The 23,446-nt window shown below is 68.8% G+C and carries 18 protein-coding genes; 4 read left to right on the forward strand and 14 right to left on the reverse strand.

Features of this window, described 5'->3' with window-relative positions:
• Positions 1-80 precede the first annotated feature (80 nt).
• The gene (locus H0264_RS36105) at positions 81-1,025 is read left to right on the forward strand and encodes an extracellular catalytic domain type 1 short-chain-length polyhydroxyalkanoate depolymerase (RefSeq protein WP_244976052.1); all 945 of its coding nucleotides are present in this window, start codon (positions 81-83) and stop codon (positions 1,023-1,025) included.
• Here the strand turns inward: H0264_RS36105 and H0264_RS36110 are convergent.
• The 6 genes from H0264_RS36110 to H0264_RS36135 are packed head-to-tail and all read right to left on the reverse strand — an operon-like array spanning position 1,016 to position 8,597.
• Positions 1,016-2,272 carry a glycosyltransferase gene (locus H0264_RS36110; protein ID WP_181581680.1) on the reverse strand — a complete coding sequence of 419 codons (1,257 nt, stop codon included), beginning with the start codon at positions 2,270-2,272 and terminating at the stop codon, positions 1,016-1,018. The two genes, H0264_RS36105 and H0264_RS36110, sit on opposite strands and share 10 nt — an antisense overlap.
• Positions 2,269-3,519, reverse strand: coding sequence for a glycosyltransferase (locus tag H0264_RS36115; RefSeq protein WP_181581681.1), 1,251 nt, complete (start codon positions 3,517-3,519; stop codon positions 2,269-2,271). The genes H0264_RS36110 and H0264_RS36115 overlap by 4 nt, the downstream gene beginning before the upstream one ends.
• On the reverse strand, positions 3,516-4,787 hold the full coding sequence (locus H0264_RS36120) for a condensation domain-containing protein (protein WP_181581682.1): 1,272 nt from the start codon (positions 4,785-4,787) through the stop codon (positions 3,516-3,518). The genes H0264_RS36115 and H0264_RS36120 overlap by 4 nt, the downstream gene beginning before the upstream one ends.
• A gap of 22 nt (positions 4,788-4,809) precedes the next feature.
• Complete coding sequence (locus tag H0264_RS36125) at positions 4,810-6,075, reverse strand: GNAT family N-acetyltransferase (protein WP_181581683.1); 1,266 nt, start codon at positions 6,073-6,075, stop codon at positions 4,810-4,812.
• Positions 6,072-7,379: a DegT/DnrJ/EryC1/StrS family aminotransferase gene (locus H0264_RS36130; protein ID WP_181581684.1), complete on the reverse strand. Its 1,308-nt coding sequence runs from the start codon at positions 7,377-7,379 to the stop codon at positions 6,072-6,074. Before H0264_RS36130 ends, H0264_RS36125 begins: the two co-directional genes overlap by 4 nt.
• A gap of 33 nt (positions 7,380-7,412) precedes the next feature.
• On the reverse strand, positions 7,413-8,597 hold the full coding sequence (locus tag H0264_RS36135; RefSeq protein WP_181581685.1) for a 2-deoxy-scyllo-inosose synthase: 1,185 nt from the start codon (positions 8,595-8,597) through the stop codon (positions 7,413-7,415).
• A 225-nt stretch (positions 8,598-8,822) separates the two neighbouring features.
• On the opposite strand from H0264_RS36135, the gene H0264_RS36140 reads away from it, so the two are divergent.
• On the forward strand, positions 8,823-9,614 hold the full coding sequence (locus tag H0264_RS36140) for a helix-turn-helix transcriptional regulator (RefSeq protein ID WP_181581686.1): 792 nt from the start codon (positions 8,823-8,825) through the stop codon (positions 9,612-9,614).
• Here the strand turns inward: H0264_RS36140 and H0264_RS36145 are convergent.
• From H0264_RS36145 to H0264_RS36170, 6 genes are all read right to left on the reverse strand, one after another.
• Positions 9,580-10,395 (reverse strand): alpha/beta fold hydrolase, encoded by an 816-nt coding sequence (locus H0264_RS36145; protein ID WP_181581687.1) that lies wholly within the window; start codon positions 10,393-10,395, stop codon positions 9,580-9,582. The two genes, H0264_RS36140 and H0264_RS36145, sit on opposite strands and share 35 nt — an antisense overlap.
• Before the next feature lie 64 nt (positions 10,396-10,459).
• The gene (locus H0264_RS36150; RefSeq protein WP_181581688.1) at positions 10,460-12,196 is read right to left on the reverse strand and encodes an amidohydrolase; all 1,737 of its coding nucleotides are present in this window, start codon (positions 12,194-12,196) and stop codon (positions 10,460-10,462) included.
• Between the two features lie 22 nt (positions 12,197-12,218).
• On the reverse strand, positions 12,219-13,505 hold the full coding sequence (locus H0264_RS36155) for a M20 metallopeptidase family protein (protein WP_181581689.1): 1,287 nt from the start codon (positions 13,503-13,505) through the stop codon (positions 12,219-12,221).
• A gap of 22 nt (positions 13,506-13,527) precedes the next feature.
• Positions 13,528-15,330, reverse strand: a complete 1,803-nt coding sequence (locus tag H0264_RS36160) for an acyl-CoA dehydrogenase (protein WP_181581690.1) — start codon at positions 15,328-15,330, stop codon at positions 13,528-13,530.
• A gap of 71 nt (positions 15,331-15,401) precedes the next feature.
• Entirely contained in the window at positions 15,402-17,132 is a 1,731-nt protein-coding gene (locus H0264_RS36165) for a hypothetical protein (protein WP_181581691.1), read from the reverse strand.
• An 84-nt stretch (positions 17,133-17,216) separates the two neighbouring features.
• Positions 17,217-18,041, reverse strand: a complete 825-nt coding sequence (locus H0264_RS36170; RefSeq protein WP_181581692.1) for an SGNH/GDSL hydrolase family protein — start codon at positions 18,039-18,041, stop codon at positions 17,217-17,219.
• Positions 18,042-18,264: 223 nt separating this feature from the next.
• On the opposite strand from H0264_RS36170, the gene H0264_RS36175 reads away from it, so the two are divergent.
• Positions 18,265-19,878, forward strand: coding sequence for an FAD-binding protein (locus H0264_RS36175; protein WP_181581693.1), 1,614 nt, complete (start codon positions 18,265-18,267; stop codon positions 19,876-19,878).
• Positions 19,879-19,983: 105 nt separating this feature from the next.
• Positions 19,984-20,844, forward strand: coding sequence for an SDR family NAD(P)-dependent oxidoreductase (locus H0264_RS36180; RefSeq protein WP_181581694.1), 861 nt, complete (start codon positions 19,984-19,986; stop codon positions 20,842-20,844).
• Positions 20,845-20,853: 9 nt separating this feature from the next.
• On the opposite strand, the gene H0264_RS36185 is transcribed toward H0264_RS36180, so the two are convergent.
• Together H0264_RS36185 and H0264_RS36190 are read right to left on the reverse strand one after the other, a co-directional pair.
• The gene (locus tag H0264_RS36185; protein ID WP_181581695.1) at positions 20,854-22,065 is read right to left on the reverse strand and encodes a PucR family transcriptional regulator; all 1,212 of its coding nucleotides are present in this window, start codon (positions 22,063-22,065) and stop codon (positions 20,854-20,856) included.
• Positions 22,066-22,117: 52 nt separating this feature from the next.
• Positions 22,118-23,446: a lipase family protein gene (locus tag H0264_RS36190; protein WP_231084317.1), complete on the reverse strand. Its 1,329-nt coding sequence runs from the start codon at positions 23,444-23,446 to the stop codon at positions 22,118-22,120.

A 23,446-nucleotide genomic window follows, 5' to 3' on the forward strand; every position in this document is an offset into this window, starting at 1 on the left:
CGCGTGCTCCTGAAAGAGACGCTGTGCTCCTGGATGATCCGGGCTGGTAGACAGGTGTCATGTGGAGGTCCTGTATCGCGGTGGGTACGGCGATAGGTGTGCTGCTGATCGCCGCCGGTTGCGGCAGGGACTTCGGCCGCGCTGCCTCGGTGCCGGACGAGGATATGACCGTCTCGATGGAATCCGGTGGGCGGCAACGGGAATACGTCGTCCACACGCCATCGCGGCCGGGGAGCGGGAAGCTGCCCGCGGTGCTGATCTTTCACGGTGGCGGTGGATCCCCGGCCGACATGATCGACGGCACCGGGTTCGACGACCTCGCGGATCGGGAGGGGTTCGTCGCGGTCTATCCGGCCGGGTACGAGCACTCGTGGAACGACGGGCGCGGCGAGGACACCAAGGCCGGGGCGGCGGGAGTGGACGATATCGCTTTCGTGAGCGCCGTGATCGATCGGATCATCGCGGAGCACGGCGTCGACCCTGCCCGGATCTATGCCACCGGATTGTCCAACGGCGGCATGTTCACTCAGTTTCTCGGGTGCGCGCTGGCGGGGCGGCTCGCGGCGATCGCACCGGTATCCGGAACCTTGCCGCAGGCCGACGAGCACGGGTGCACACCGGGCGTACCGTTGCCGGTGCTCGAGATTCACGGCACGGCAGACCCGATCGTCCCCTACAACGGTGGTGTGGTGCGGGTGACCGGAGGCCATCGCGGGGGCTCGGGAACCGCACCGGTGTTGTCGGTCGACGCGACGCAGGCACTGTGGCGCGGCCGCAATCGGTGCGACGGCGAGCCGGTGCGGACCAGCCTCCCGCCGCTGACCAACGACGGAACCTCGGTGGTCACGGAGATCTCCGCGAAGTGTGCGGCGGGCAGCAGGGTCGAGCTGTATTCCGTTGTGGGGGGCGGGCATACGTGGCCGGGCCGGGACCAGCGCCTGCCGGAGTCGCTGGTGGGCACGGTGACCCGCCAGTTCGATGCCGCCGAGATCATCTGGCGGTTCTGCAGCGGATTTCAGCGCTGAGCGACGACTTGTTCGATGACCTTCACCGCAACGCCCGCACCGTCCTCCTGCGCGATGCGGGATGCCAGGCGGGCGGCGTTGTCGCGGTAGGAGTCCACGGTGGTCAGTTCCCGTAGAGCCTCGACCAGGGCATCGACCGAGAGTTTCCGGAGCGGGATGGTCGCGGGGCTGACGCCGAGGACGCGCATGCGGTGGGCCCAGAAGCCCTGGTCCGCCTGGCCCGGGACGGCGGCGAAGGGGACACCGGCGCGCAGGCTGGCGGAGGTCGTCCCGGCGCCGGCGTGGTGGATGGCGGCCGAGATGCGGGGGAACAGCCAGTCGTAGGGGACGCTGCCGATGGGGAGGACATTGTCACCGGTGATGTCGAGGTTCAGCCAGCCCGCCTGCACCAGCGCCCGCCCGCCGTAGCGGCGCAGGGCCGTGCTGACGATCTCGGAGAACTCGGCGCGGCGGTCGATGCCCTCGGTGGTGCTGCCGAAACCGACGAAGACCGGAGGCGGGCCGGCGTCGAGGAAGTCCACCAGGTCGGCGGGCGGCTCCCAGCCGACGGGACGCGGGGGCCACCAGTAGCCGGTCACCTCGAGACCCGGACGCCAGTCGGCCGGGCGGGGTGAGACGCTCGGCGAATAGCCGTGCAGGGCAGTCCATCCCGCTTCGGTGCGGCGGCGGCGCAATTCCCTGGCGGAGACCTTGGGCAGGCCCAGGTCGCGACGGAACTCCGCCACGGGTTCGCGGTAGAGGGTGTCGAAGAACCAGGCTCCGGCGTCGGCGGCGAGCCGGTTGCCCAGGCCGCCGAAATGCTTGCCGCCGAAGTGGCTCGGGGCGTGGTCGGCGGTCGCAGACTGCGGGAACAGTCGAAGGCCCAGCGCCGGAATACCTTTGGCCTCCGCCAGCTGGAAACCCGAGTATTCGGCGAGCGGGCTGAGCAGCAGGGCGTCGGCGGGTTCGTCGGCGAGGGCCTCGAGCAGGCCGTTGCCTAGGAAGCGCTGACCTTCGGGCCAGGCCAGCCTGGTCACGTCCGACAGGCCGTGGGCGCTCAGGTCGACCGCGTACGGGTCGGACATGTCGACCTCGATATCGGCTCCCATGAGCCGGTATTCGAGACCGCACTCGGTGACCAGGTCGCGGAACAGGCAGTGGGCGGCCACCACCACCTCGTGGCCGGCGTCGCGCAGACGCAGGCCGACATCCAGTAGTGGGGCCACGTCGCCACGGGTGCCCATGGAGGCGATGACGAACCGGCTCATGCGTGCACTCCCGTCAGGCGGGCTTCGATGGCCCGTACGGCGTGGCCGACACCGTCTTCGGCGTCGATGCGGGTGGCGAGACGAATTGCGTTGCCGCGCAGGGTGCTGTCGGTGGTGGCGCGCCGGATGGCGGTCGCCAGCCGGTCCACGGACAGCCTCCGGTGCGGAATGGTCGCGGCGCTGACGCCGAGAGCCTGTAGCCGCTGCGCCCAGAAAGGCTGGTCCGAATAGACCGGTACGCCGACGGCGGGCACACCCGCGCGCAGGCCCGCGGCGGCGGTGCCCGCGCCGCAGTGATGCACCACGGCCGACATCTGCGGGAACAGCCAATCGTGCGGGACCTCGCCGATGGTCAGCACGTCGTCGGCGGTGACATCCATTCGCAGCCAACCGGATTGGACGATGCCGCGCACTCCCGCCCGGCGCAGCGCCGCACCCACGAGTGCGGAGACCTCGGCGCTGCGGGCGGCGCTGTCGACCATGCTGCCGAAGCCGACGAATACCGGCGCCGGACCATCCGCCAGAAATCGCACGAGCTCGGCGGGCGGCTCCCAGTCGATGGGACGCGGCGGCCACCAGTAGCCGGTGACTTCCAGGCCGGGCCGCCAATCGGCGGGACGAGGCAGAACTTCCGGCGAATAGCCGTGCAGCACGAGCCATTCCGACGCGGTGCGGCGACGCCGCAGTTCCCGGGCGGAGACGGCGGGCAAGCCCAGATCGCGGCGGAAGCCCGCGACGACATCGGCATAGACGCGATCCACGATCCAGGTGCCGAACTCCGCGGCGAGCCGATTACCCGCCCCGCCAAGGGAATACGGCCCCATATTGCTCGGCAGATGAGCGGCGGTCGCGGAGGTCGGCTGGAAACGCAGTCCGACGGCCGGAATCCCCTTGGACTCCGCGAGCTGGAAACCGGCGAACTCGGTCAGCTGCCCGAGCAGCAGCGCATCGGCGGGGACATCGCGCAGGGCCGCGATCATCCCCTCACCCATGGCCCGCACGCCCTGCGGCGACGCGAACGCCCATCCGATGCCGCGCCGATCGGAGATGTCGGTATTGGTCATATCGATGTCGAGATTGGTTGCCATGGGCAGGAATTCGAGCCCGGACCCGATCACCAGATCGGCGAAGACCTCGTGGGCGGCCACCCCGACCTCGTGCCCGGCCGCACGCAATCCCGCCCCGAGCCCGAGCAGCGGCGCGATATCCCCGCGACTGCCGATGGCGGTGATGATCAGCCGGCTCATCGGGCCGCCACCGTCTCGATGATCTCCCGCCACCGGTCCACGATCTCGCGCACCCGCTCGGCCCCCAGCCCGCCATCCGGCGAGTGCACCGAATAGTGCACCTGCTCAACGCCTTCCGGTTTGCTGGTCCCCAGGAACAGACTCATATCGAACATGGTCAGCCGCGCCTGCTCACGCGAATGCGCTCCCGGAATCCACACGCCCACATCACCGAGGAAGTTGAAGTAGAACTTGGGGAAGTTGAAAGTCATGAAACGCGGCCAGCTTTCGGGATGATGCCAGCACAGCAGCGTGAAGTCCTCGGGATGCGCCGGATAGGTGGCGATGGCATCGCGCAGCCGCGTCTCGAGGGTGCCGGGCACCGGCCGCAGCAGCCACGGGTAGTCGTCGGACAGCCACGCCACGGTGCGCGCCAGATCGGTGCCGGGCCGCAGGCGGCTGTAGCGGCCGTGCTTCTGCACCTGGATGGACCGGGCCACCCCGGTCACGTCCTCGATGGCCAAACCCAGTGTGACGAGCAGGATTCGGGTGTAGCTGGCCTCGTACGCGGCGGGCAGGTCCACCAGCAGCCGCTGGGCCGCCGCACCGTCGATGACGCCGTCCAGATGCACCGACTCCGGGGTGACCTCCCGGCTGAACACATTCGGTTCACTGTCGGTGGCGGACAGCCAGTAGTCCAACTCCCCCGCCCGGCTCGGCGCGAGCTCGTCCAGGAACTCGGCCCACTCCGACCCGGTGATGGCTTCAGGCGGCAGCGAAATCGGTTCGCCCGCTTCCCATTGCCGCACATAGGTGGCGACGTCGTCCCACAGCACCCACATGGCCACCCCGTCGATGGCGATGTGGTGAGCGGTGAGCAGCAGAATGCTCACGTCGTACGACCGGGTCAGCAGCACCGCCGTCACGATCTTCCCGGCGGGCGGATCCAGCCGCATATTGTTCTTGATCGACTCCTCTTCCATCAGCGCCACCAGCGCATCGGGTTCGAGGCCCTCGATATCGACCGTGCGCACATCCAGGCGGGCCGGGTCGAGCTCACCGCCCGACTCGGGTTCGATGAGGCACCCGGCGTTCTCGCCGTAGCTGTACCGGCTGCGCAGCGCCTCATGATTGTCGATCAGGGCATTGACCAGCCGCTGCGCATCCTCCAGCCGCATGGCCACCGGCACCGGGCAGGGGATGGTGATGCCGAAGACCGCCGGGTTCGCATCCCAGGTGAGGAATTTCTTCGCGGCGGCGGTCAACCGCCCGGGACGTAGATCTGACATGGCTGTCCTCATGCTCGGTGGATCAGAAGGGAGTGATGTTGAAGGGCCGCTGAGCCGGGGCCAGTGCGGCGTCGAGGGCCCGCACGACACCGGGGGTGATTTCCTCGAGCCGCCCGGCGCGATGCAGTTCCTGCGGGGTGTACGCGCCGAAATAGGCGCTCGCCAGCTCCATCGGCCCGATCCGCAGGTCGGCTCGCGCGGTGTCCGGAGCGGGTTCCCAACTGCCCTGTCCCACAGTGACATCGAGGGTGAACAGGCCCGGCGTCAGACCGTAGGGGTCGACGATCTCGATCACGCCGTGGAAGTCGGCGCGATAGGACCGCACCTGAAAAGCCTTCGCCGCAGCAAGAATCCACATCCACACCCCTGGATCGACCGCAGTGGTCGCCGCTCCGCGCGGATCCTCCAGCAGCAGCGGGGTGGGATCGTCCAGTGCGGTCTCCATGAGAATCTCGGCGTACTCGCCGTGACCGAGCAAGCAGCGCAACAACTCCCGGTGCGCCGCCAGGGTGACCGCGCAGAAATCGCGCACCAGCACGGTGTCGCCGACCAGGTCGTAGAGCACGTACCCATCCGGGTGAACGATGACGCAGGAGCTGTCGTCATAGGTCGCGGGCCAGTAGTGCTCGCCCCGGCTCAGCGCCCCGGGCGTCGCGCGCTGCCACCGGTCGTAGATCTCGCGCAGCAGCTCCCGCGCCGCACCCGGCCGCATCTCCCGCGCCGTCGGCAGCCCGTTCGAGCCGGCCGTCTGCGCCGCGCGCCCCGTCCTCCCCGCTGGAAGCGATTCCGCTACTGCCGCACCGAGTTTCGCTCGCCGCCGGTCGATGCGCAGTCGCCGGGTGTGGCCCGCGACGCCGACATAGCTGTAACTGGCACCGGGGCCGGGCATGGCGGCGAAGACCTCCGCGCCGGATTCCACCGCGATGTACATGGTTTCGGCCTGCAGTTTGGCGTAGAGGCCGCGCTTCTGGTGGGTGGTGGCCACCATCCCCTGCGCACAGGCGGCGACCTTCAGCTGCCCGCCGCCGGGGACCGACACGGACATGCGCACGACTGCCACCGTGCCGACCACGAAGGGCGCATCGGGCTCCGAGACGTCCTCGGCCACTACGACATCCGAAAGCAGGAACTGCCGCTTCCAAGCCTCGAAGTCGGCCGCCCGCACGCCACCGAAAGCACGGTCATAGCAGTCGCGCAGGGCATCCCAGTCGTCCTCGCGCGCCCGGCGCAGGCGGATGCCGTCCACCACCCGCCCCTCCCAGTCCGTCATCAGATCGGAAGTCGTCATGGGCGAGCGCCTTTCGTGAGCGAGCAGCCGGAGGCGGCGGACAGGGCGTCGGAGCGGGTACGGACCTTGTCGAGCGCGGTGAGGATGCCGTCGATGTCGGCCGTATCGCCCAGCAGGACGCTGTGGTGCAGGAGCAGGGTGTGATCCCGGTAGTGGTCTGCCCCGGGGAAATCCCGGCCGGTCATGCGATCCCACGTGGCATCGGGCAGGCGCGCGAAACGCGGCTTCGTCCGGGGGCGCAGCAGGATGCTGCGGTGCAACGGATCTCGCGGCGGATAGACGCGGGTACCCAGCTCGGCGGTCAGTGCGGCGGCAACCGCCTCGACCGGCGCGGCGCCGAAAGCGCCGGGACACACACGGATTCCGTACTCGTAGATGGCCCGTCGATCGACCGGCGCGGGCACGGGCACGGGCGCGAGCCCGGGGATGTCCGCGAGCCCGGCCTCGAGTTCCTTGGCGCGCTGCTCCCGCAGTTCGTTCTGGGCGTCGAGCCGGGGCAGCTGATCCAGCAACACCGCCGCTGTCAGTTCCGACATGCAGTAGTTCGCGCCCATGATCTCACCGCGTTCGACCAGCTCGTACTCGCCGACCCCGGGTACGCCCGGCGTGTAGCCGCGAGAATCCGCGCGCAGCTGAAGCATTCGCTGATAAAGGTGCTGCCGGTCGGTGATCACCGCGCCACCCTCGCCGCCCGCCAGGGTTTTGGCCGCGCCGAGGCTGAACACGCCCGCATTGCCGAAGGTGCCGACCGCACGGCCCGCCCAGCGCGCGCCGTGCGCCTGTGAGCAGTCCTCGATCAGCGGCAGCCCCGTGGCGAGGGTGGCCGCCGGGACATCGTCGAGATCGACGGTGGTGCAGGCGAGATGGACCGCGATCACGGCCCGCGTCCGCGCCGAGAGCCCGTCGCGAATGGATTCGCCGGTGAGGCAGCCGGATTCGGGATCCACATCCACCAGCACCGGTGTCGCACCCACGCGCAGCACCGCCGTGGCCGGAGCCACCCAGGTGACAGCCGGAACGATCACCTCGTCGCCGGGGCCCACGCCCAGTGCTTCCAAAGCGATCACCAGTGCACTCGAGCCGTGGTCGACGCTCACCCCGTAGGCCGCGTCGTGGTAGCGCGCGAACGCCTCACCGAACAGCCGCTCCCGGGATTTGCCGCCGTCGGGGGCGTACCAGCTGACCGACCAGCGCTCGGAGCGCAAGGCGGCGAGCAGTTCTCGCTCGGTGCTCTCGTCGTACTGCGGCCAGCGCGGCCAGGACGCGGCGCGGCGGACCGGTGGGCCGCCATGAATGGCCAGCATGGAACCTCCGTGGTCGTCGGGAACAGCGGGCCGTCAGATCAGCTGTCGCGCGGCGGGATTCGCCGGGCGCGCTGGACGCCGGGCGATCACCTCGAGCGCTTCGCGCAGCTCCGGCAGCGCGACCGGGACCAGCGGCAGGTCACCGGTCATCGCCGGTCGCCCCGGTGCGCGCAGCAGCACGAAGGGCAGGGCGTCCGTGGGCGTTTCGAGGTGGCCGCGCTTGTTGTCGTCGGCGGCGACCCGCAGCACCTGTTCGACGGTCATCCCGGCGGGTAGGCACGGTTCCACGCCCAGCCCGGTCACCAGCTCGTAGTGCAGACTCACGGCATCGTCGGAGAGCCATCCGCGCGCGTGCGAGATGTGCGCGGCCACCAGCATTCCCAGTGCGATGGACGCGCCGTGCGACAGTCCGGCCGCCCCGCGCGCCCGGTGATCACACAGTTCGATGGCATGCCCGGTGGTGTGCCCGTACTCCAGTACCAGTCCCGAGCCGCGTTCGAAGGTGTCGCCCTGCGTCACCGCCGTTTTCGCCGCGATGCTGGCGTCCAGCAGCCACCGCAGCGCCCGGGGCGCGGCCAGGTCGCCGCCCGCGATCACCGCCCGCAACCCGTCGATCGCCTCCGGCTGGATCGCCAGGCAATTCTTCGCCATTTCGCACAGGCCGGAACGCAATTCGCGCACCGGCAGGGTTTCGAAGAATCGCACATCGGTGTACACGGCGGTCGGCGCGTAATAGGTGCCGAGTGCGTTCTTCCCGATCGGGCTGTTTATCGCCTGTTTCAACGACAGCACCGAATCCATGGCGGCAATGGTCGTGGTGGGTACGTGCACCAAGCGCACGCCGCGGAAAAGCAGGCTCGCCATGAGCCCGGCCAGGTTTCCCGGCACCCCGCCGCCGAAGGACACCACCACCGAGCGCCGGGTGGCGCCACCTCGCAACGCTGCGTCCAGATGCCGGGACAGACAGGTCATGGTCTTCATGGACTCGCCCGCGGGATGGGACAGCAGCAGGAACGGCGTGCGCCCGGCCAGGCGCGCAGGCATATCGGCGTACACCTCGCGCACCCGGTCGTCGGTCACGATTATCAGCAGATCGGCATTCAATTCGGCGAGCCGGTCCGCGATTTCCCCGGCGCAGTCCGCGCCGAATTCGTAGGGAAAGGCGGAGTCGCCGATTCGAATGGCACGCGAATGCAGTCCCCCATGTTCCGGCCACATCGAATTCACCTTGCCAATATCGAATGTGAAGTGGCACTTGGCAACTTCTCGGATACCCCAGTCAGATGCTCTCCGCGCAGGCGGCGCCACCGCCCGGAGCCGCACCCGGCACCGCTACCACCGCCAGGGGCACCGAGATGTGAAACACACATTTTCAGTATCTGACCGCAGGCGCGCGATCACTCCGCGTGCCTATCCTCGACAAGACGAGCGAAAGGACACCCGTTGGCAGACAACACCGTTGGCGCACCCTCCGACGGCCCGCTACGCGTCCCCACGCTGGCCGAGTTCATCCGCGACCGCCGCGCCCGCGCCACCACAGCGCACCCGGCCGGTCTCACCCGCAAGGAACTGGCCGAGGCCACCCACGCCAGCCTCGGCTATATCGCCAAGATCGAACAGGGCGAGGCGCTCAATCCCGGTGCGGCCATTCTGGATTCCCTGGCGACGGTTCTGGAGCTGGACCCGGCCGACCGCACGCACCTGTATCACCTGGCCCAGCAACGCCCTTCGGCTCCGGCCGCACCGCCGCTGCGCACCGCCGACCCCACCCTGCGCGCCACCCTGGACGGCCTGCTCCCGCACCTGGCCGCGGTCCTGGACGACGGCTGGCGAATCGTGGACCACAACAGTGCATTCGACGACGCCCTGCCCGGTCTCACCGGCACCGGCCACGTGCTGCGCTGGATGTTCACCGACCCCCGCGCCCGCATAGTGGTCGAGGAGTGGGAACGCGAGGCACATCTGATGGTCGGCCGCTTCCGCGCCTACGCCGCGCTGGCCCGCGACCCCGGCGAGGTGGAAGCGGTGCTGCGCGAGCTCAGCGAGCACCCCGACTTCCGGCGCATGTGGACGGCCGGGCACGTGTGCATCGGCCGCAGCGATCCGGCCTTTCTGCTCCGGAATCCGCGCACCGCAACGATTTTCGAGGTCCGGGTGCAGCGCTACCGCAGCACCGCCCCCGGCCCGGCGCATCAGCTGTTCATCGGGCTGACCGACCAGGCCCCGGTCGGTTGAGGGAGTCCCGCGCCAGGAATGATCGCAGCAGCGCGTTGAATTCGCGCGGATGCGTCAGATTCGGCGTCATGGCCGCACCGTCGATCGCGTGCACCGGCACCCCGAAAGCCGCTGCCAGCTCGGCGGACTCACCGGCATCGGTGTCGTGGTCGCCCGTGCCCCGGATCACGAGCACCGGGCAGCGCACGGCCTCGAGCAGCTCGAGCACCGCATCCCGATTGACCGCGCACTCCCCCGCCCCGCGCAGGCGCGTGCGATCACCGGCCAGCCACCTGTCCCGCCACGGCCGCACCTGCGCCACATCGTTTCCGATGATCAGCGACGACACCGTGCGCGCCACCGGCCCGAACGGCTCCCCGTCCGTCCAGGCCGTGATCACCTCCCGATATCCGGCCCGCCGCTCCGCGGTCAACGCGTTCGCCCCCGACCCGACCAGGATCAGCCCGTCCACCCGCGACTGCGCCAGCAGCGCCATGCGCACCGCGGTGGCCGCCCCGTGCGAAACCCCGCCCACCGTCACCCGATCCAGGCCGAGGGCATCCACCACGGCCCACGCGTCCCGCGCCAGATCCCAATAGCTGAACGGCGTTCCGTCGTCCTCGCTCGGCCCGTGCCCGCGCGAATCGATCAGGATGATCCGATACTTGCGCCCGAACTCCGCCACCTGCGGCTCGAACATCCCCTGATCCAGAAACAGCGTGTGCGCCAGCACGATCGGCGGCCCGCTCCCCCCACTGTCGCTGTAGTGGATCCGTACGCCCCCGCGCGTAACAAACGGCATCTGCTCCGTATTCTTCTGTGTCTCCACGACCGAGCTGTGTCTCCGGCCGAGCTACCACGCTAACTCAGGCCAGTGGTTCACCGAAGGTTTGGCGGCCCATCAGGTAGGTGGCCTCGACCTTCAACTCGCGCAACTGTTCCGGTGGCGTGCTGCGCGGATTGCCGGACAGCACCACCAGATCGGCGAATTTGCCCTGCTCCAGACTGCCGGTGTCGCGATCGAGATGCAATTGCCAAGCGGCATCGATGGTTTGGGCGCGCAGGGCCTCGTCGACCCCGATGCGCTGCTCGGGAGCCAGCACCTGCCCGCTGCCCCTGGCGGTCCGGGTGACGGCGGTGGCGATATTGCCGATCGGATCGGGCGGGGTGACGGTGCCGTCATTGTGGAAGGAGATGCGCACACCGGCGTCGAGCGCCGCCTTGGCCGACATCCAGTGCCCGCCGTACTCCGGCCCGAACAGCTCGTCGACCAGCACATCGCCCCAGTAGTAGACGTGCTCGATGAAAAGGCTGGTGGTGACGCCCATCCGGGCGGCGCGAGCGAACTGGTCGGGCCGCATGGCCCCGACGTGCTCCAGTCGCAGCCGCGCATCGGCGATCGGACTGGCGGCGAGCGCGCGCTCGTACGCGTCGAGCACGCTGTCGATGGCCGCGTCCCCGTGCACATGCGTCGACAGCTGCCAGCGCTGTGCGATGAAAGCCTGTGCCAGCCTGTCGAATTGCTCCGGCGTGTAGTTCATTCCGCCGTGATGGTCCGGGCCGAGACCCATGCGCGCGGTGGTCTCGTCGGTGAGGTACGGAAAGGTGGTGTCGATATTGCCCTGCCACGGTGAGCCGTCCGCCCACAGCTTCATGCCGATCTGCGCGAAGAGCTGGTCGCCGCCAGAATAGCCGCCACCCAGATGCTGTGCCTTCGAAGCCAATTCCGGTGTGCCGATCTCGTATCCGCGCACCCGCAGCTTGCAGTCGGCCTCACCGGAGATCGTCTCGTACAGCTCGGCGAGTGTGGCCGAGTAGGTGTGCTCGCTACAGGTCGCGATGCCCGCCTGCGCCAATTGCCCGTAGGCCCAGCGCATATTGTCGGCCATCTTGGGCGCGAGCACCTTCTCGTACGGCGCGACCAGGGCCAGAATGGCCGGAGTTTCGGCGGCCTCGCCGGTCAGCTGCCCGTCGGCATCGCGCCCGTACTTTCCGCCAGTGGGATCGGGGGTGTCGGCGGTGATCCCGGCCTGTCGCAGCGCAGCCGAATTGGCGTAGGCCGCATGCCCGCTATTGGCCACGATCACCACCGGGTTGTCGGGTGCGCGCTGATCGAGCTGCTGCCGTGTCGGCAGCTCCAGCCCCGGTTGCAGCAGAATATCGATGCCGTACAACAGAATCGGCGTGCCCTTAGGCGTCGTCGCCACGGTGTCGGCGAGTGCGCTCCACACCTGCGCCCCGGTCGGCACGGTGAACGGCCGCACATCCACGGCGGGCGGCGCGAGCGCCGAGGCGATCTGCGAGGGATGGCTGTGCGCCTCCACGAAGGCCGGGAGCAGCGTCCTCCCAGCCAGATCCACTGTCCTCGTGGCGGATCCGCGCAATCCGAGCACATCCGCCTCCGACCCGACCGCCAGAATCCGCCCGCCGGCCACCGCCAGCGCCTCCACCTCCGGAGCGCCACCGGCCACCGGCAGCACCGATCCGCCCCGGAAGATGTAGTCCGCCTTGCCGTTCGAGGATCCGCCCGGCGAGCAGCCCGCCATGGCTGCCGTCGCCGCGAGGGATGCTCCAGTCAGAAAACCACGCCTGCTCACCCGCATTCCCACCCTCTCGACGTGTCGATCAGTGCGGAACCAGCGTGCCGTTCAAATGGTCGTAGGCCACGTAGGCGTGCAGGCGCACGCCGGTGACCAGTGTGTCGTCATCGGCGTAGAAGTGCGGGTTGTGGTTGACGAACAGGCCGCGCCCGCCCGGAACCGGGAAGGGCATGCCGTTCGGGTCGAGTTCGGCGTCCTGTACGCCGAGCGTGACGTAGAGTCCGCCGAACTTGTTCACGAATTCGGAGACGTCGTCGTAGCCGAGGGTTGGGATGCTGGGCACCACCTTGTCGACGCCGACCACCCGCTGGAAGGTGGGCAGGCCCGCGTCCAGCCATGCCTTCGAGTTGTGCACCGCGGGCACGTCCTGGAGGAATTCGACCGTGGCCGAGCAGTTGTAGGCCTGCGCGGTGTGGGTGGCGAGCGTGTCCAGCCGCTTCTGCACCTCGGTCATGTCGTTCTCGACGGCGCAGCGGATGGTGCCCCACAGGGTCACGGTCTGGCCGATGATATTGAACCGGCCCACATCCTCCACATGCCCGATGGTGACCGTCACCGGGTCGAAGGCGCTGATCTGGCGGTAGAGCTGGCCGATGCCGGTCATGACGGCCCCGGCCGCGGGCATGGGGTCGATGCCCATCCACGGGGTGGACCCGTGCACCTGCTGACCGGTGATGGTCAGCTTCACCAGACAGGACGCCCCGAACTGATTGCCGACGCGATACCCGATGTAGCCCTTGGGATACGGCGTGACATGGAAGCCGAAGGCCATGGTCGGCGCGGGATCGTCGAGCGCGCCCGCGTCGAGCATGGCGCGCGCTCCGCCCTTCTCGTCGACCGGCGGCCCCTCCTCGGCGGGCTGGAATACGAAAAGCACTGTGCCGGGCAGCTGTTCGCGCACGCCCGCCAGCACGGTGGCCGCGCCCATGAGCATGGCGGTGTGGCAGTCGTGCCCGCAGGCGTGCGAGACCGGGAACGGCCCGCCCGGATAGTTCTCGTCCACCACGGTCGAGGCGAACGGCACCCCGCACTGGTCCGGCACCGGCAGCGCGTCGATATCGGCGCGCAGCGCGATCACCCGATCCCCCGGTTTGCCGCCACGTAGCACGCCGACCACGCCGTGTCCGGCGATCCCGGTGCGCACCTCGTCGAGCCCGAGCGAGTTCAGGTGATCGGCAATCAGCCTCGCGGTGTTCACCTCGCGGTTCGACAGCTCCGGATACTGGTGCAGATGCTGCCGCCAGGCGATCACCTGCGGCGACACCGCGGTCGCCGCAGCGTCCAGACCGGGGTGGATCGTGCCGTCCGTCATCGGAGCTCCGTTCTGTCGGTCGCTACAACCAGGCCGGATCCAGATCGAGGGTGGTGCGGTCGCCGGAGTCGAGCAGATCGAACATGGGACCGGTGCGCGGCAACTCCCAGCGATAGAAGTATCGAGTAGCTGCGCGTTTGCCATCATAGAACGCGCCGCGCTTGCCGACGGTCACCACAGCCTGCTCCAGCCAGATCCAGGCCAGCACCACATGCCCGGCGGCCTCCAGGTAGACCGCCGAATTGGCCAGCGCCGCGGCCGGGTCGGCCCCCGCCCAGAGGGTGGCGGTGGTCGCGGCGAGCCGGCCGGCGGCGCGGGCCAGCGCGTCGGCGAACTCGGCCAGTTCCCCGTCACCACCGACGCGGGCCGTGGCGGCGGTGCGATGCACGGCCTCCAGCAGCAGGCGCAGCGCCTTGCCGTCCTCGGCGACGACCTGGCGACCCAGCAGATCCAGGCTCTGAATCCCGTGCGTGCCTTCGTGAATCGGGTTCAGTCGATTGTCCCGGTAGTGCTGTTCCACGTCGTAGTCGCGGGTGTAGCCGGCCCCGCCGTGCACCTGGATGGCGAGATCATTGGCGGCCAGGCACCATTGGCTCGGCCAGCTCTTGGCGATCGGCGTCAGAATGCGCAACAGCGTGGCGGCCCGGTCGCGTTCGGAATCATCGGTGGCACTGTGCTGTTCGTCGACCAGGCGGCCACAGTACAGCTCCAGCGCCAGCGCGCCCTCCACATAGGCTTTCTGCGCCAGCAGCATTCGCCGCACATCCGGATGCTCGACGATGGGCACCTGCGGGGCGTTCTGATCGTGGGCGGTGACCGGGCGGCCCTGCGGCCGATTGCGGGCGTACTCGAGCGACTTCAGATAGCCGGTGTACCCCAGTGCGGTGGCGGCCAGGCCGACGCCGATGCGGGCCTCGTTCATGAGGTGGAACATGTAGGACAGGCCCTTGTTCGGCTCGCCCACCAGGTAACCCACCGCACCGGCCGCCCCGTACGGCTCGAACGCTCCGTCGCCGAAAACCGGTGCGGTATTGACGGTTCCGCGCCATCCCAGCTTGTGGTTGATGCCCGCCAGCACCACATCGTTGCGTACGGTCGCCGCGCCCTGCTCGTCGTCCAGATACTTGGGGACGATGAACAGCGACACCCCGCGGCTGCCCGCGGGCGCGCCCGGAATCCGCGCCAGCACCAGATGAATGATGTTGTCCGACAGTTCGTGATCACCGCCGGAGATCCACATCTTGCGCCCGAACAGCCGGTAGGTGCCGTCCTGCTGAGCCACGGCGCTGGTGGTCAGATCCCCGACGCTGGACCCGGCGTGCGGCTCCGACAGCGCCATGGTGCCGAAGTGCCGGCCGTCCAGCATGGGCAGCATGAACCGCTCGATCTGCTCCGGACTCCCGTGCGCGGCGATCAGATTGGCATTGCCGATGGTCAGCAGCGCGTATCCGGCGGTGGCCACGTTCGCGGCGTGGATCCAGGCCATACACGCGGTGTGCACCGTGTACGGCAGCTGCATACCGCCGACCTTCGCGTCCATGGCCGCACCGATCAGGCCCGCGTCGGCGAAGGCGCGCAGCGCCTTCCCCACCTCGGGAATCACATGCACCCGCGTGCCGTCGAAGCGCGGCTCCTCCAGATCGGACGCTCGATTGTGCGGCGCGAAGTACTTGGTGGCCAGATCCCGGCTCAACTCCAGCGCCTGATCGAAGGTCTCCCGCGAATGCTCGGCGTAACGCGCACGCGCGGTCAGGGATTCGACCTCGAGCCACTCGTAGAGCAGGAACTCGAGGTCGCGGGCGGACATGATGAGAGCAGAATTCATGGTTCCTCGCCGGCAGGTCAGCATCGATCACAGGTTGGGCACTACCCCGACCCTATGCCTGCCGCGCGCGCTCAGCCGAGACTGCGCAGGAACAGAGCCAGCTGCCAGCCGCTGTGATCGGGCTGCCCGTCGTTCAGCACGGCGGCGGCGCCGATGGTGTCCACGTGGGTGTAGCCGGGCAGCGACACCACCTGCGCCAGCGCCGGTGTCGGAAACAGTGTCCCGGTGGCGGGCTGGACCGGGCTGTCGCCCGCCCAGGCCACGAAATTCGGCTTCAAGCGCGCCATTCCGTGATACCGCAGCCCGGCCAGATCACCGGTGCGGGTGCCACCGTAGCCCGCGCCGATATCGACCACGAGCCGCAGCGGGAAGTAGGTCTCCCAGTACGCGGTGGGCGCGCCCATGGCCAATTGCCGTGCCACATCCCGGATATCGGCGACCTCGTGATTGGGCGCGGTCCACGGGACACCGGCGACATCGTCGTAATTGCGCCAGGTGTAGAGCGCGCCGCGATCGGTGGGCGCGACGCGGCGCTGATTGCCCGCCGAAACGCGCAGGAAGTTGCCGAGCAGCGGAAGCTGGGTCAGCTCACCGGGATTCGGGAAGGTCTTCTCCTGCACCGGACCACCCGACAGCGCCCCGATCCCCTGCTGGAAGAGCGAGAAGTTCGACGAGTTGTTGTCGATGAGCACGCCGAGCAGCGCCGCGTTGGTGAGGCGGTAGTCGCGAATCGACCCGGAACCGTCGCCGCCATTGCTCGCCCACGCCGCCCAGGTGGGAGCGGCGAAGGTGTTCAGCGTGCCCTCGATATCGGTGTCGCGCGGAAGGTGCGCCAGCAGTTGGCTCTCCCCGTCCGGATCCAGATGCGCGGCCAGCCCGGCCAGACGCAGCAGCATGAACGCCCGGGTGCCCAGCCCCGGCGCGGAACCGAAGGTGCGGGGCAGCACATTCGCGGTGAATCCGGCCTGCACCACCGAATCCAGCGGTCCCACAATGGCATTGGTCAGCGCGGCCAGGAACGGGGTGTTCTGCAGGGCGACCGGGTCCGAGGAGATCATCGAGTCCTGCGCCGCGAACGCCACGCACTGGTCGGCGCCGGGCCGGCCGTCGAACTCCCAATCGGAGAAGAACCCGGTCACCAAGCCGCCCAGCGAGATTCCGGTGCACACGAACTTGCGCTGCCGCACCTCCTGCTGCGGAATCTCGTGCAGCATGAGCTCGTACTGATCGCGCACCACGCGCTCGAGGCCCATGAAGTCCAGCACCCCCAGCTCCGCGGAGGTCTTGAATCCGGGGAACCGCTCGCCGTCGATCGGCATCCCGTTGAAGTAGTAGTCGACCGCGTCGAGATAGTTGCCCGTTTCCAGCGCGCGATCGAACCCGCGCTTCTCGTCCAGGCAACTACTGCGCCGCGCCAGCGCCCAGTACTCGATGTGCTGCCCCTGCGCCTTGGCCGAATGCACGGTATTGAAGGCGACGCTGTCGGAATTGACCGCGCCGCCGTGCAATCCCTGCTGCTGGACGACCACGTGGTCGGCGTCCACCGCGTCGGCGGGCCCGTCGACCGGCCGATACCGCAGATAGCCGATTCGATCGCAGGCCGCCGGATGCGCGGGCGCGGCGGCGGGCAGCGGCAGTGCCAGGCTCACATACGAGGTGACGATGCCGTCCCGCGTCGAGAGCACCTCCTCCTGCCGATCCCCCGCCGCGCTCACCGGCTCGGCCTGCGCGCTTCCCGTTCCGGTCTGCGCCATACCCGCGGCCAGCACAGCGGCCACCGCCGCGCGAACAACCTTGTTCATGCACTGCACGCTGCCAGTCAATGTCCTTGTCAGCCATGGGATATGGCATGAAGAACCACCGTCGTGCCAGGGCAGTGTGCCCAATCAACCGGCCAGGGCGGCGACCATCCACTCAGCCGTGGCGGCATGCCCGAACTGATTGGGATGGAACTGAACTCCTTCGCCGTTGTCGACCGAAGTCCCGTTCACCCAGCGATCCGCCACCGGCGCGCAGACTCCGTGCCCCTCGTACAGCTCATAGGTGCTGACATATTCGGTACCGGCCTGCGCGCGCAGCATGGCGTTCAAGCCCTCGATGACGACAGCACGCGCCCACTCGATGTCCTCGGCCAGCGCCGGCTGCTGCCCCGCGCACTCGGCAGCGTTGTCCGGCAGTATCTTCGGATACCCCACGAGCACGATGCGAGCCTGCGGGGCCCGCGCCCGAATCTCCGACACCAGCGTCGACACCTCGGCCGAGACCTTCGCGAGCCGAGCCGGCATCACACTCTCGAATTGGCTCTTGCACCCCACCGCCGGGTCCGCGCTCCCGGAGGCGAGCACCCCGGCCAGTACGCACGCCGCGACGATATCGGTGAAGCCGACATCATTCCCGCCGACGCCGAGCGTCACCAGCGCCGTATCGGCGGTGACAGCGGACAGTTGGCTGCCGGTGACGGTCTCGGTGGTGGCTCCTCCGCAGGTGACATCGGCGAGGCTGTATCCCAGCCGCCCCGCGATCACATGCGCGTAGTTGCGATCCGACCGCTGACACCCCAGATCGAGAATATTGGAGATTCCGACGCCCGCGGCGAACGAATCCCCCAGGGCGACATACTTTTCGCCGCTTTCGGCGGTGGCGGGAGCGGCGGTGCCGAGGATTCCGGCGGCGGCGATGGCCAGAACGGACAGGCAGTGCTGAAGCTTCACGAACAGTCCTCGTGGTCGAGCTCGAGTGATCCGGCCCAGACCCTAAGGTTCTACCGAGTACTCAGTAGGTAAAGTTACCGGACCGTTACCTATTAGGCGGATGTCCAGCCCTGCGGGAGAGCCGCATCCGCGGTGCCTCGCCGCCCCAACTAGAACAAGTTATAGTTTTTCGTGCCTCGGCAGCGACGTCGGGGGATCATCCGTTCGGAAGGCGGTTGCGAGGATGCGGAGCTGGGACGCCTCGGCCGATGTCGTCATTGTCGGATACGGCGGCGCGGGGGTCAGTGCGGCACTCGCGGCGCGCGCGGGCGGAGCCGAGGTGCTGGCCATCGACCGGTATCTCGGAGGCGGGGCGACCGCACTGTCGGGCGGGATCGTGTACGCGGGCGGCGGAACCTGGGTCCAGCGGGCGGCCGGAGTCGAGGACGACGCCGAGAACATGCTGGCCTATCTGCGCGCCGAGGTCGGGGACGCGGTGAGCGAGCGGACGCTGCGGCAATTCTGCGAGGAATCGGCCGGCATGATCGATTGGCTGTCCGCACACGGTGTTCCGTTCGACGCGTCACTGTGCCCGTACAAGACCTCCTACCCCACCGACGACTACTACCTGTACTACTCGGGCAGCGAAAACTCCGGCGGCTACCGGGAATTGGCGACGCCGAAACAACGCGGGCACCGGGCGCACGGACGCGGCGTCTCGGGGAAGAAGCTGTTCGGGCCGCTCGCGGCGTCGGCGGCGCGGCTGGGCGTCAAGGTCCGGACCGGTACTCGCGCAACGCGACTCGTGGTCGAGGAGGGGCGGGTGATCGGCGTGGAGGCGATCACCCTCGCCGACGCGCCCGCGGCCGTGCAGCGGCGCTTCGCCGCACTGGCCCGCATCTCGGCGAAACCCGGTGTGTACCACCAGGGTTTGCGCCGCGCCGTACAACTGCTGCTCGATCGCATCGAGCGCAAGCACGGCCGGAGCATCCGCATCGAGGCTCGATCCGGTGTCATCCTCACCACCGGCGGATTCATCGCCAATGGTGCGATGGTGGCCCGGCACGCACCGGAATACCCCTGGGCCGAAGGGCTTCCGCTGGGCACCGCCGGTGACGACGGCAGCGGCATCGCCATGGCGGAATCGCTGGGTGCGGCCACCAGCAAGATGAGCACCATCTCCACCTGGCGGTTCATCGCACCGTCCAGCGCCTTCTTCGGCTCGCTCGCCGTCAACTCCCTGGGCGAGCGCATGATCGACGAATCCCGCTACGGCGCGGCCCTGGGCGCGGCCATCGCGACCGCACCGGGCAACCGGGCCTGGCTGCTCGTCGACGCCGAACTCGAAGCCGAGGCGCGCCGCCAGATCGGGCCGCAGTCGGTGTGGTTCCAGCGCATGCAGGGCGAACGCCTGCTGCGGGCCGGACGCCACTCCGGGCGCACCATCGAGGAGGTGGCCGCCCGCGCCGGCATCGAACCCGCGGCGCTGCGCAAGACGGTGGACGCGCACAATCAGGCCATCGCGGAGAACCGGCCGGACCCGCTGGGCAAGCCGGACGACATCCGCCGCCCGATTCACACGGGCCCCTTTGCGCTGCTGGATATTTCGTTCAAGGCGCGGCTCACCTACCCGACGCCCATGCTCACCCTCGGCGGGGTCGTGGTCGACGAGGACACCGGCGCGGTGCGCACCCGGGACGGCGGCGTCATCCCGGGCCTGTACGCCGCCGGTCGCGCGGCCGCGGGCATCTGCTCCAACTCCTATGTGAGCGGGCTGTCGCTGGCGGACTGCGTCTTCTCCGGCCGCCGCGCGGGCGCCCACAGCGCCCAGCTCGCTCGCCCCGCCCGCACCGCCTGAGCCCCTACCAGCCCCCTATCGCCGCCGGGCCCACACCCGCTGCACTGCCGGATCACCCGATTCGGCGGTGCGGCGGGTCCCGGCGGATGTGGCAGCGTGGGCGCCATGAAGACGATCCTGATCACGGGGGCCACATCGGGCATCGGTCTCGAGGCCGCACAGCAGCTCGGCGCGCAGGGCCATCACCTGGTGCTCATCGGCCGCGACCCCGGCAAGCTCGCCGACTCCCGGCAACTGGTCCAGAACGCGGGCGCACCCGAAGTCGACACTCTCGTCTGCGATTTCGGCTCACAGACCTCGGTGCGGAAGCTGGCCGCGGCCATCCAGTCCGATTACGACCGCATCGACGTCCTCGCCAACAATGCCGGCGGCTACTCCAAGGAGCGCGTCGAAACCGAGGACGGCATCGAATCCACGTTCGCGGTCAATCATCTCGGCGGTTTCCTGCTCACCGAGCTGCTGCTGGAGTTCCTCGTCCAGGGCGCCCCCGCGCGGGTCGTGTTCACCTCCTCGGTCATGCACTACAGCGCCACCATGGATTTCGACGATCCGACCTTCCGGCGGAACTACTCGGGCGAAAGGGCCTACAACCGTTCCAAACTGGCGAATGTGCTGTACACGCGCGCTCTGGCACAGCGCCTTTCGGGAACCGCGCTGACCGTCAACTCCTTCCATCCCGGCGCGGTGGCCACCCACATCTGGGACTCCATGCCGTGGTACGGAAAACCCTTGGCGGCCATCGCCAAACAGCTGTTCATGATCTCCCCGGCCGCGGGCGCGCGGACCCTCACACACCTGGCCGTCGCCCCCGAGGTGGCGCATCTGTCCGGACATTACTTCCAGCACAATCGGATCAAGACCCCGTCGCGGCGCGCCCTGGACGACGAGACCGCGCAGCGGCTGTGCGAGATCAGCGCGGAACTGGTCGGCCTGCCCGACAGCTGGCGGGTCGACACCTCCCTGTGAGCGAATCGCTCAGGGCCGAAAGGACTTCGCGCGCAACCGCAGGGCGGTGCGCGCGGCCAGCAGCGTCGAGATGCCGGTCGGATCCTGCGGGTCGTAGCCGGTCAGGTCGGTGATACGGGCCAGCCGGTAGGTCACCGTATTGCGGTGGATGAACAGGGCGCGGGCCACCGCATTGTGGTTGAACTGATTGTCGATGTACGCATCCAGCGTCTCCGACAGCAGCGGCTGATCCGCGAGCGGGGCGAGGATGGCGGCCAGGGTCGGGAGCGCTTCGCTGCCGGAGGCGATGGCGTACTCGAACATCATGTGCTGGCGGTGGCACACGGTTTCGGGCCGGGCCAGGCAGCGCGCGGTCTCGGCCACCGTCCGGGCCTCGGCGTGCGCCGCCGGAATGTCGGCATGTGCGGGCGCGGCGGCCACGCCGATCCAGAACTGCGGATGGGATCTGTTGTCGCGCAGGGATAGTCGCGAGAGCAGGGCACGCACCGGATCGGCCGGATCGGCGGGACGGATGGGCACCAGCGCGGTCCAGCCGCCGCTGTCGCGATGCAGGAAGGTGCCCGACAGCCCGCCTATGCGAGCGCGCAATCCGGTGAGAACGCCGGGGCTGGGGTCGCCCATGCGGATCACGGCGACGAAAAAGCCGTCGGCAATGGGGATTTCGGAGTCCCGGGCCCAGCCGCTCGGATCGCGGCCCGCGAGCAGATCGGCCGCTATCTCGCTCTGCCGGACCAGCAGATCCCAGCGCGGCTGGCGGGCGTCACCCACCAGCGCGCTCGCTATCCGCGAGATCACCAGGCCCGCATGGTTGGTGATCCGCAGCCCGAGTTCCGGAATGAGCGAGTACTCGTCGGCCTCCAGCAGCGGGACCAGCTGCGACCAGAAGAAGGCGATGCCGTGCCGGTAGTTGGCCAGCACCTCCTCGATGGGCATGCCGTCGCGCACCAGCCGCACGGCCCGATCGACCAGCGGCTGGGTATCGGTCTCCGAGAGCTCGACGCCCTCGGAGACCGATCGGAAGAACAGCTCCACATTCAGCTGGACGGCCGGCATGAAGTCGGCGTCCAGCATGGAGTTGGGCAACACGTCGTAGGGCGGCAGCGCGATGTCGAATCCGGCCGCCAGCTCGGCGGCATGCGATCGCATTCGCTCGATCGCCGCCGGCCAGAGCCGTTTCCCGGCGTCCGCGTCGGTCATGCCGGCAAGGGAGATGTGCGTCATCGGACTTCCACCTTTGCTGCGTGCTGTGGCCCCACCCTATGCAGCGGGAGCGTCAGCGGCCAGGGAAGCCCTCGGGCAGCACCTGGTAGTCGGCTTTGAAGGTCGGGCCGGGACCCAGTCCGCGCAGCAGCGCGCTGATCCAGGCCACCGCGGGAATCCACCCGGTCACCGCATTGGTGATGTGCTCGGGCACCGGCACCGTGTAGAAGCGCAGGTCCGCGCCGCGCTCCCAGTAGGAGTTCACGGTCGGCAGCACCGTCGACGGCGGGATGAGCTCGTCCCACATGCCGTGCCACCACAGGATCGGGGTGTCGGGGATGTGGTGGCCGAGGCTGTTGTCCTCGAGCACCTTCAGCACCTCGGGGGCGCTGTCGAGCGACTTGCCCGGCTGGAAGTAGTCGCTGATCGGGCGGTACACGCCCGACATGGCGATGGTGGCGTAGCAGCGGCTCTGGAAATCCTTCACCAGCGTCTGGCCTTCCGCGGTCAGGAAGTCCTCGGGGCGGAAGGCGTCCGGGTATTCGCGGGCCAGCGCCGCCCAGCCCAGCCACATGGTGAAGTTGGAGGTGCCGGCCAGACCCGGCTGCTCCTGGATGGCGTAGCGCGCGATGGCCGTCAGGTCACCGGGGGTGCCGCCGATGGAGGTCCCGAGAATCCGCACGTCCGGGGCGTAGGTGGCGCGCAGTTCGGCCGCGCGGATGGAACCCGAACCGCCGCCGGAGTACCCGTACAGGGCGATCCCGGAATCCGTGAGGCCCAGTCCCGCATCGTTTTTCATGGCGCGCAGGCTGTCCAGCACCATCTTGCCCTCGGCGTAGGTGTTGAACGTATTGAACTTGCCGTCGAAGTCCGGGACGTTGATGGCGAAGCCCTGCATCAGCCAGTAGACGGCGAGCGCCGACTCCTTCATGGTGCCGACCTGCAGCGTGTACGACGGATTGCAGGACGAACTGGTGGAGTCGATGGCCTCCTGGAACGACACCACCGGGCGGGCGCTGCCCTGCCACGGAATGCCGGGCACGATGACGGTCGTGGCGGTCACGATGGGGTTGTCGTGCACATCGTTCGACCGGTACAGCAGCTGCTTGGTGTACACCGGGAACGGAATCCCCAGCAGTCGCGTCTGCACCTCGCGCGAACGCACGATCTGCCCCGGCGCGTACGACTCCAGGTCGGCCGGATCGTCGTACCAGGGATCCTCGGACGGCGTCGGAATCGGCAGCAGGTCGTAGATCTGCGGCTCGGTCGGCAGCTGCGGCAGCTGATTCTGATCCGGCGGGAAACTGGGATAGGGATCGGCCGCGGCCACCCCCGCTCCGCTCATCGCCATGAGCGCCGACATCGTCAGAACGACGAGCGGGCGCACCCGAGACTTGCCCAT

Source organism: Nocardia huaxiensis (assembly GCF_013744875.1).
Lineage (GTDB): Bacteria > Actinomycetota > Actinomycetes > Mycobacteriales > Mycobacteriaceae > Nocardia > Nocardia huaxiensis.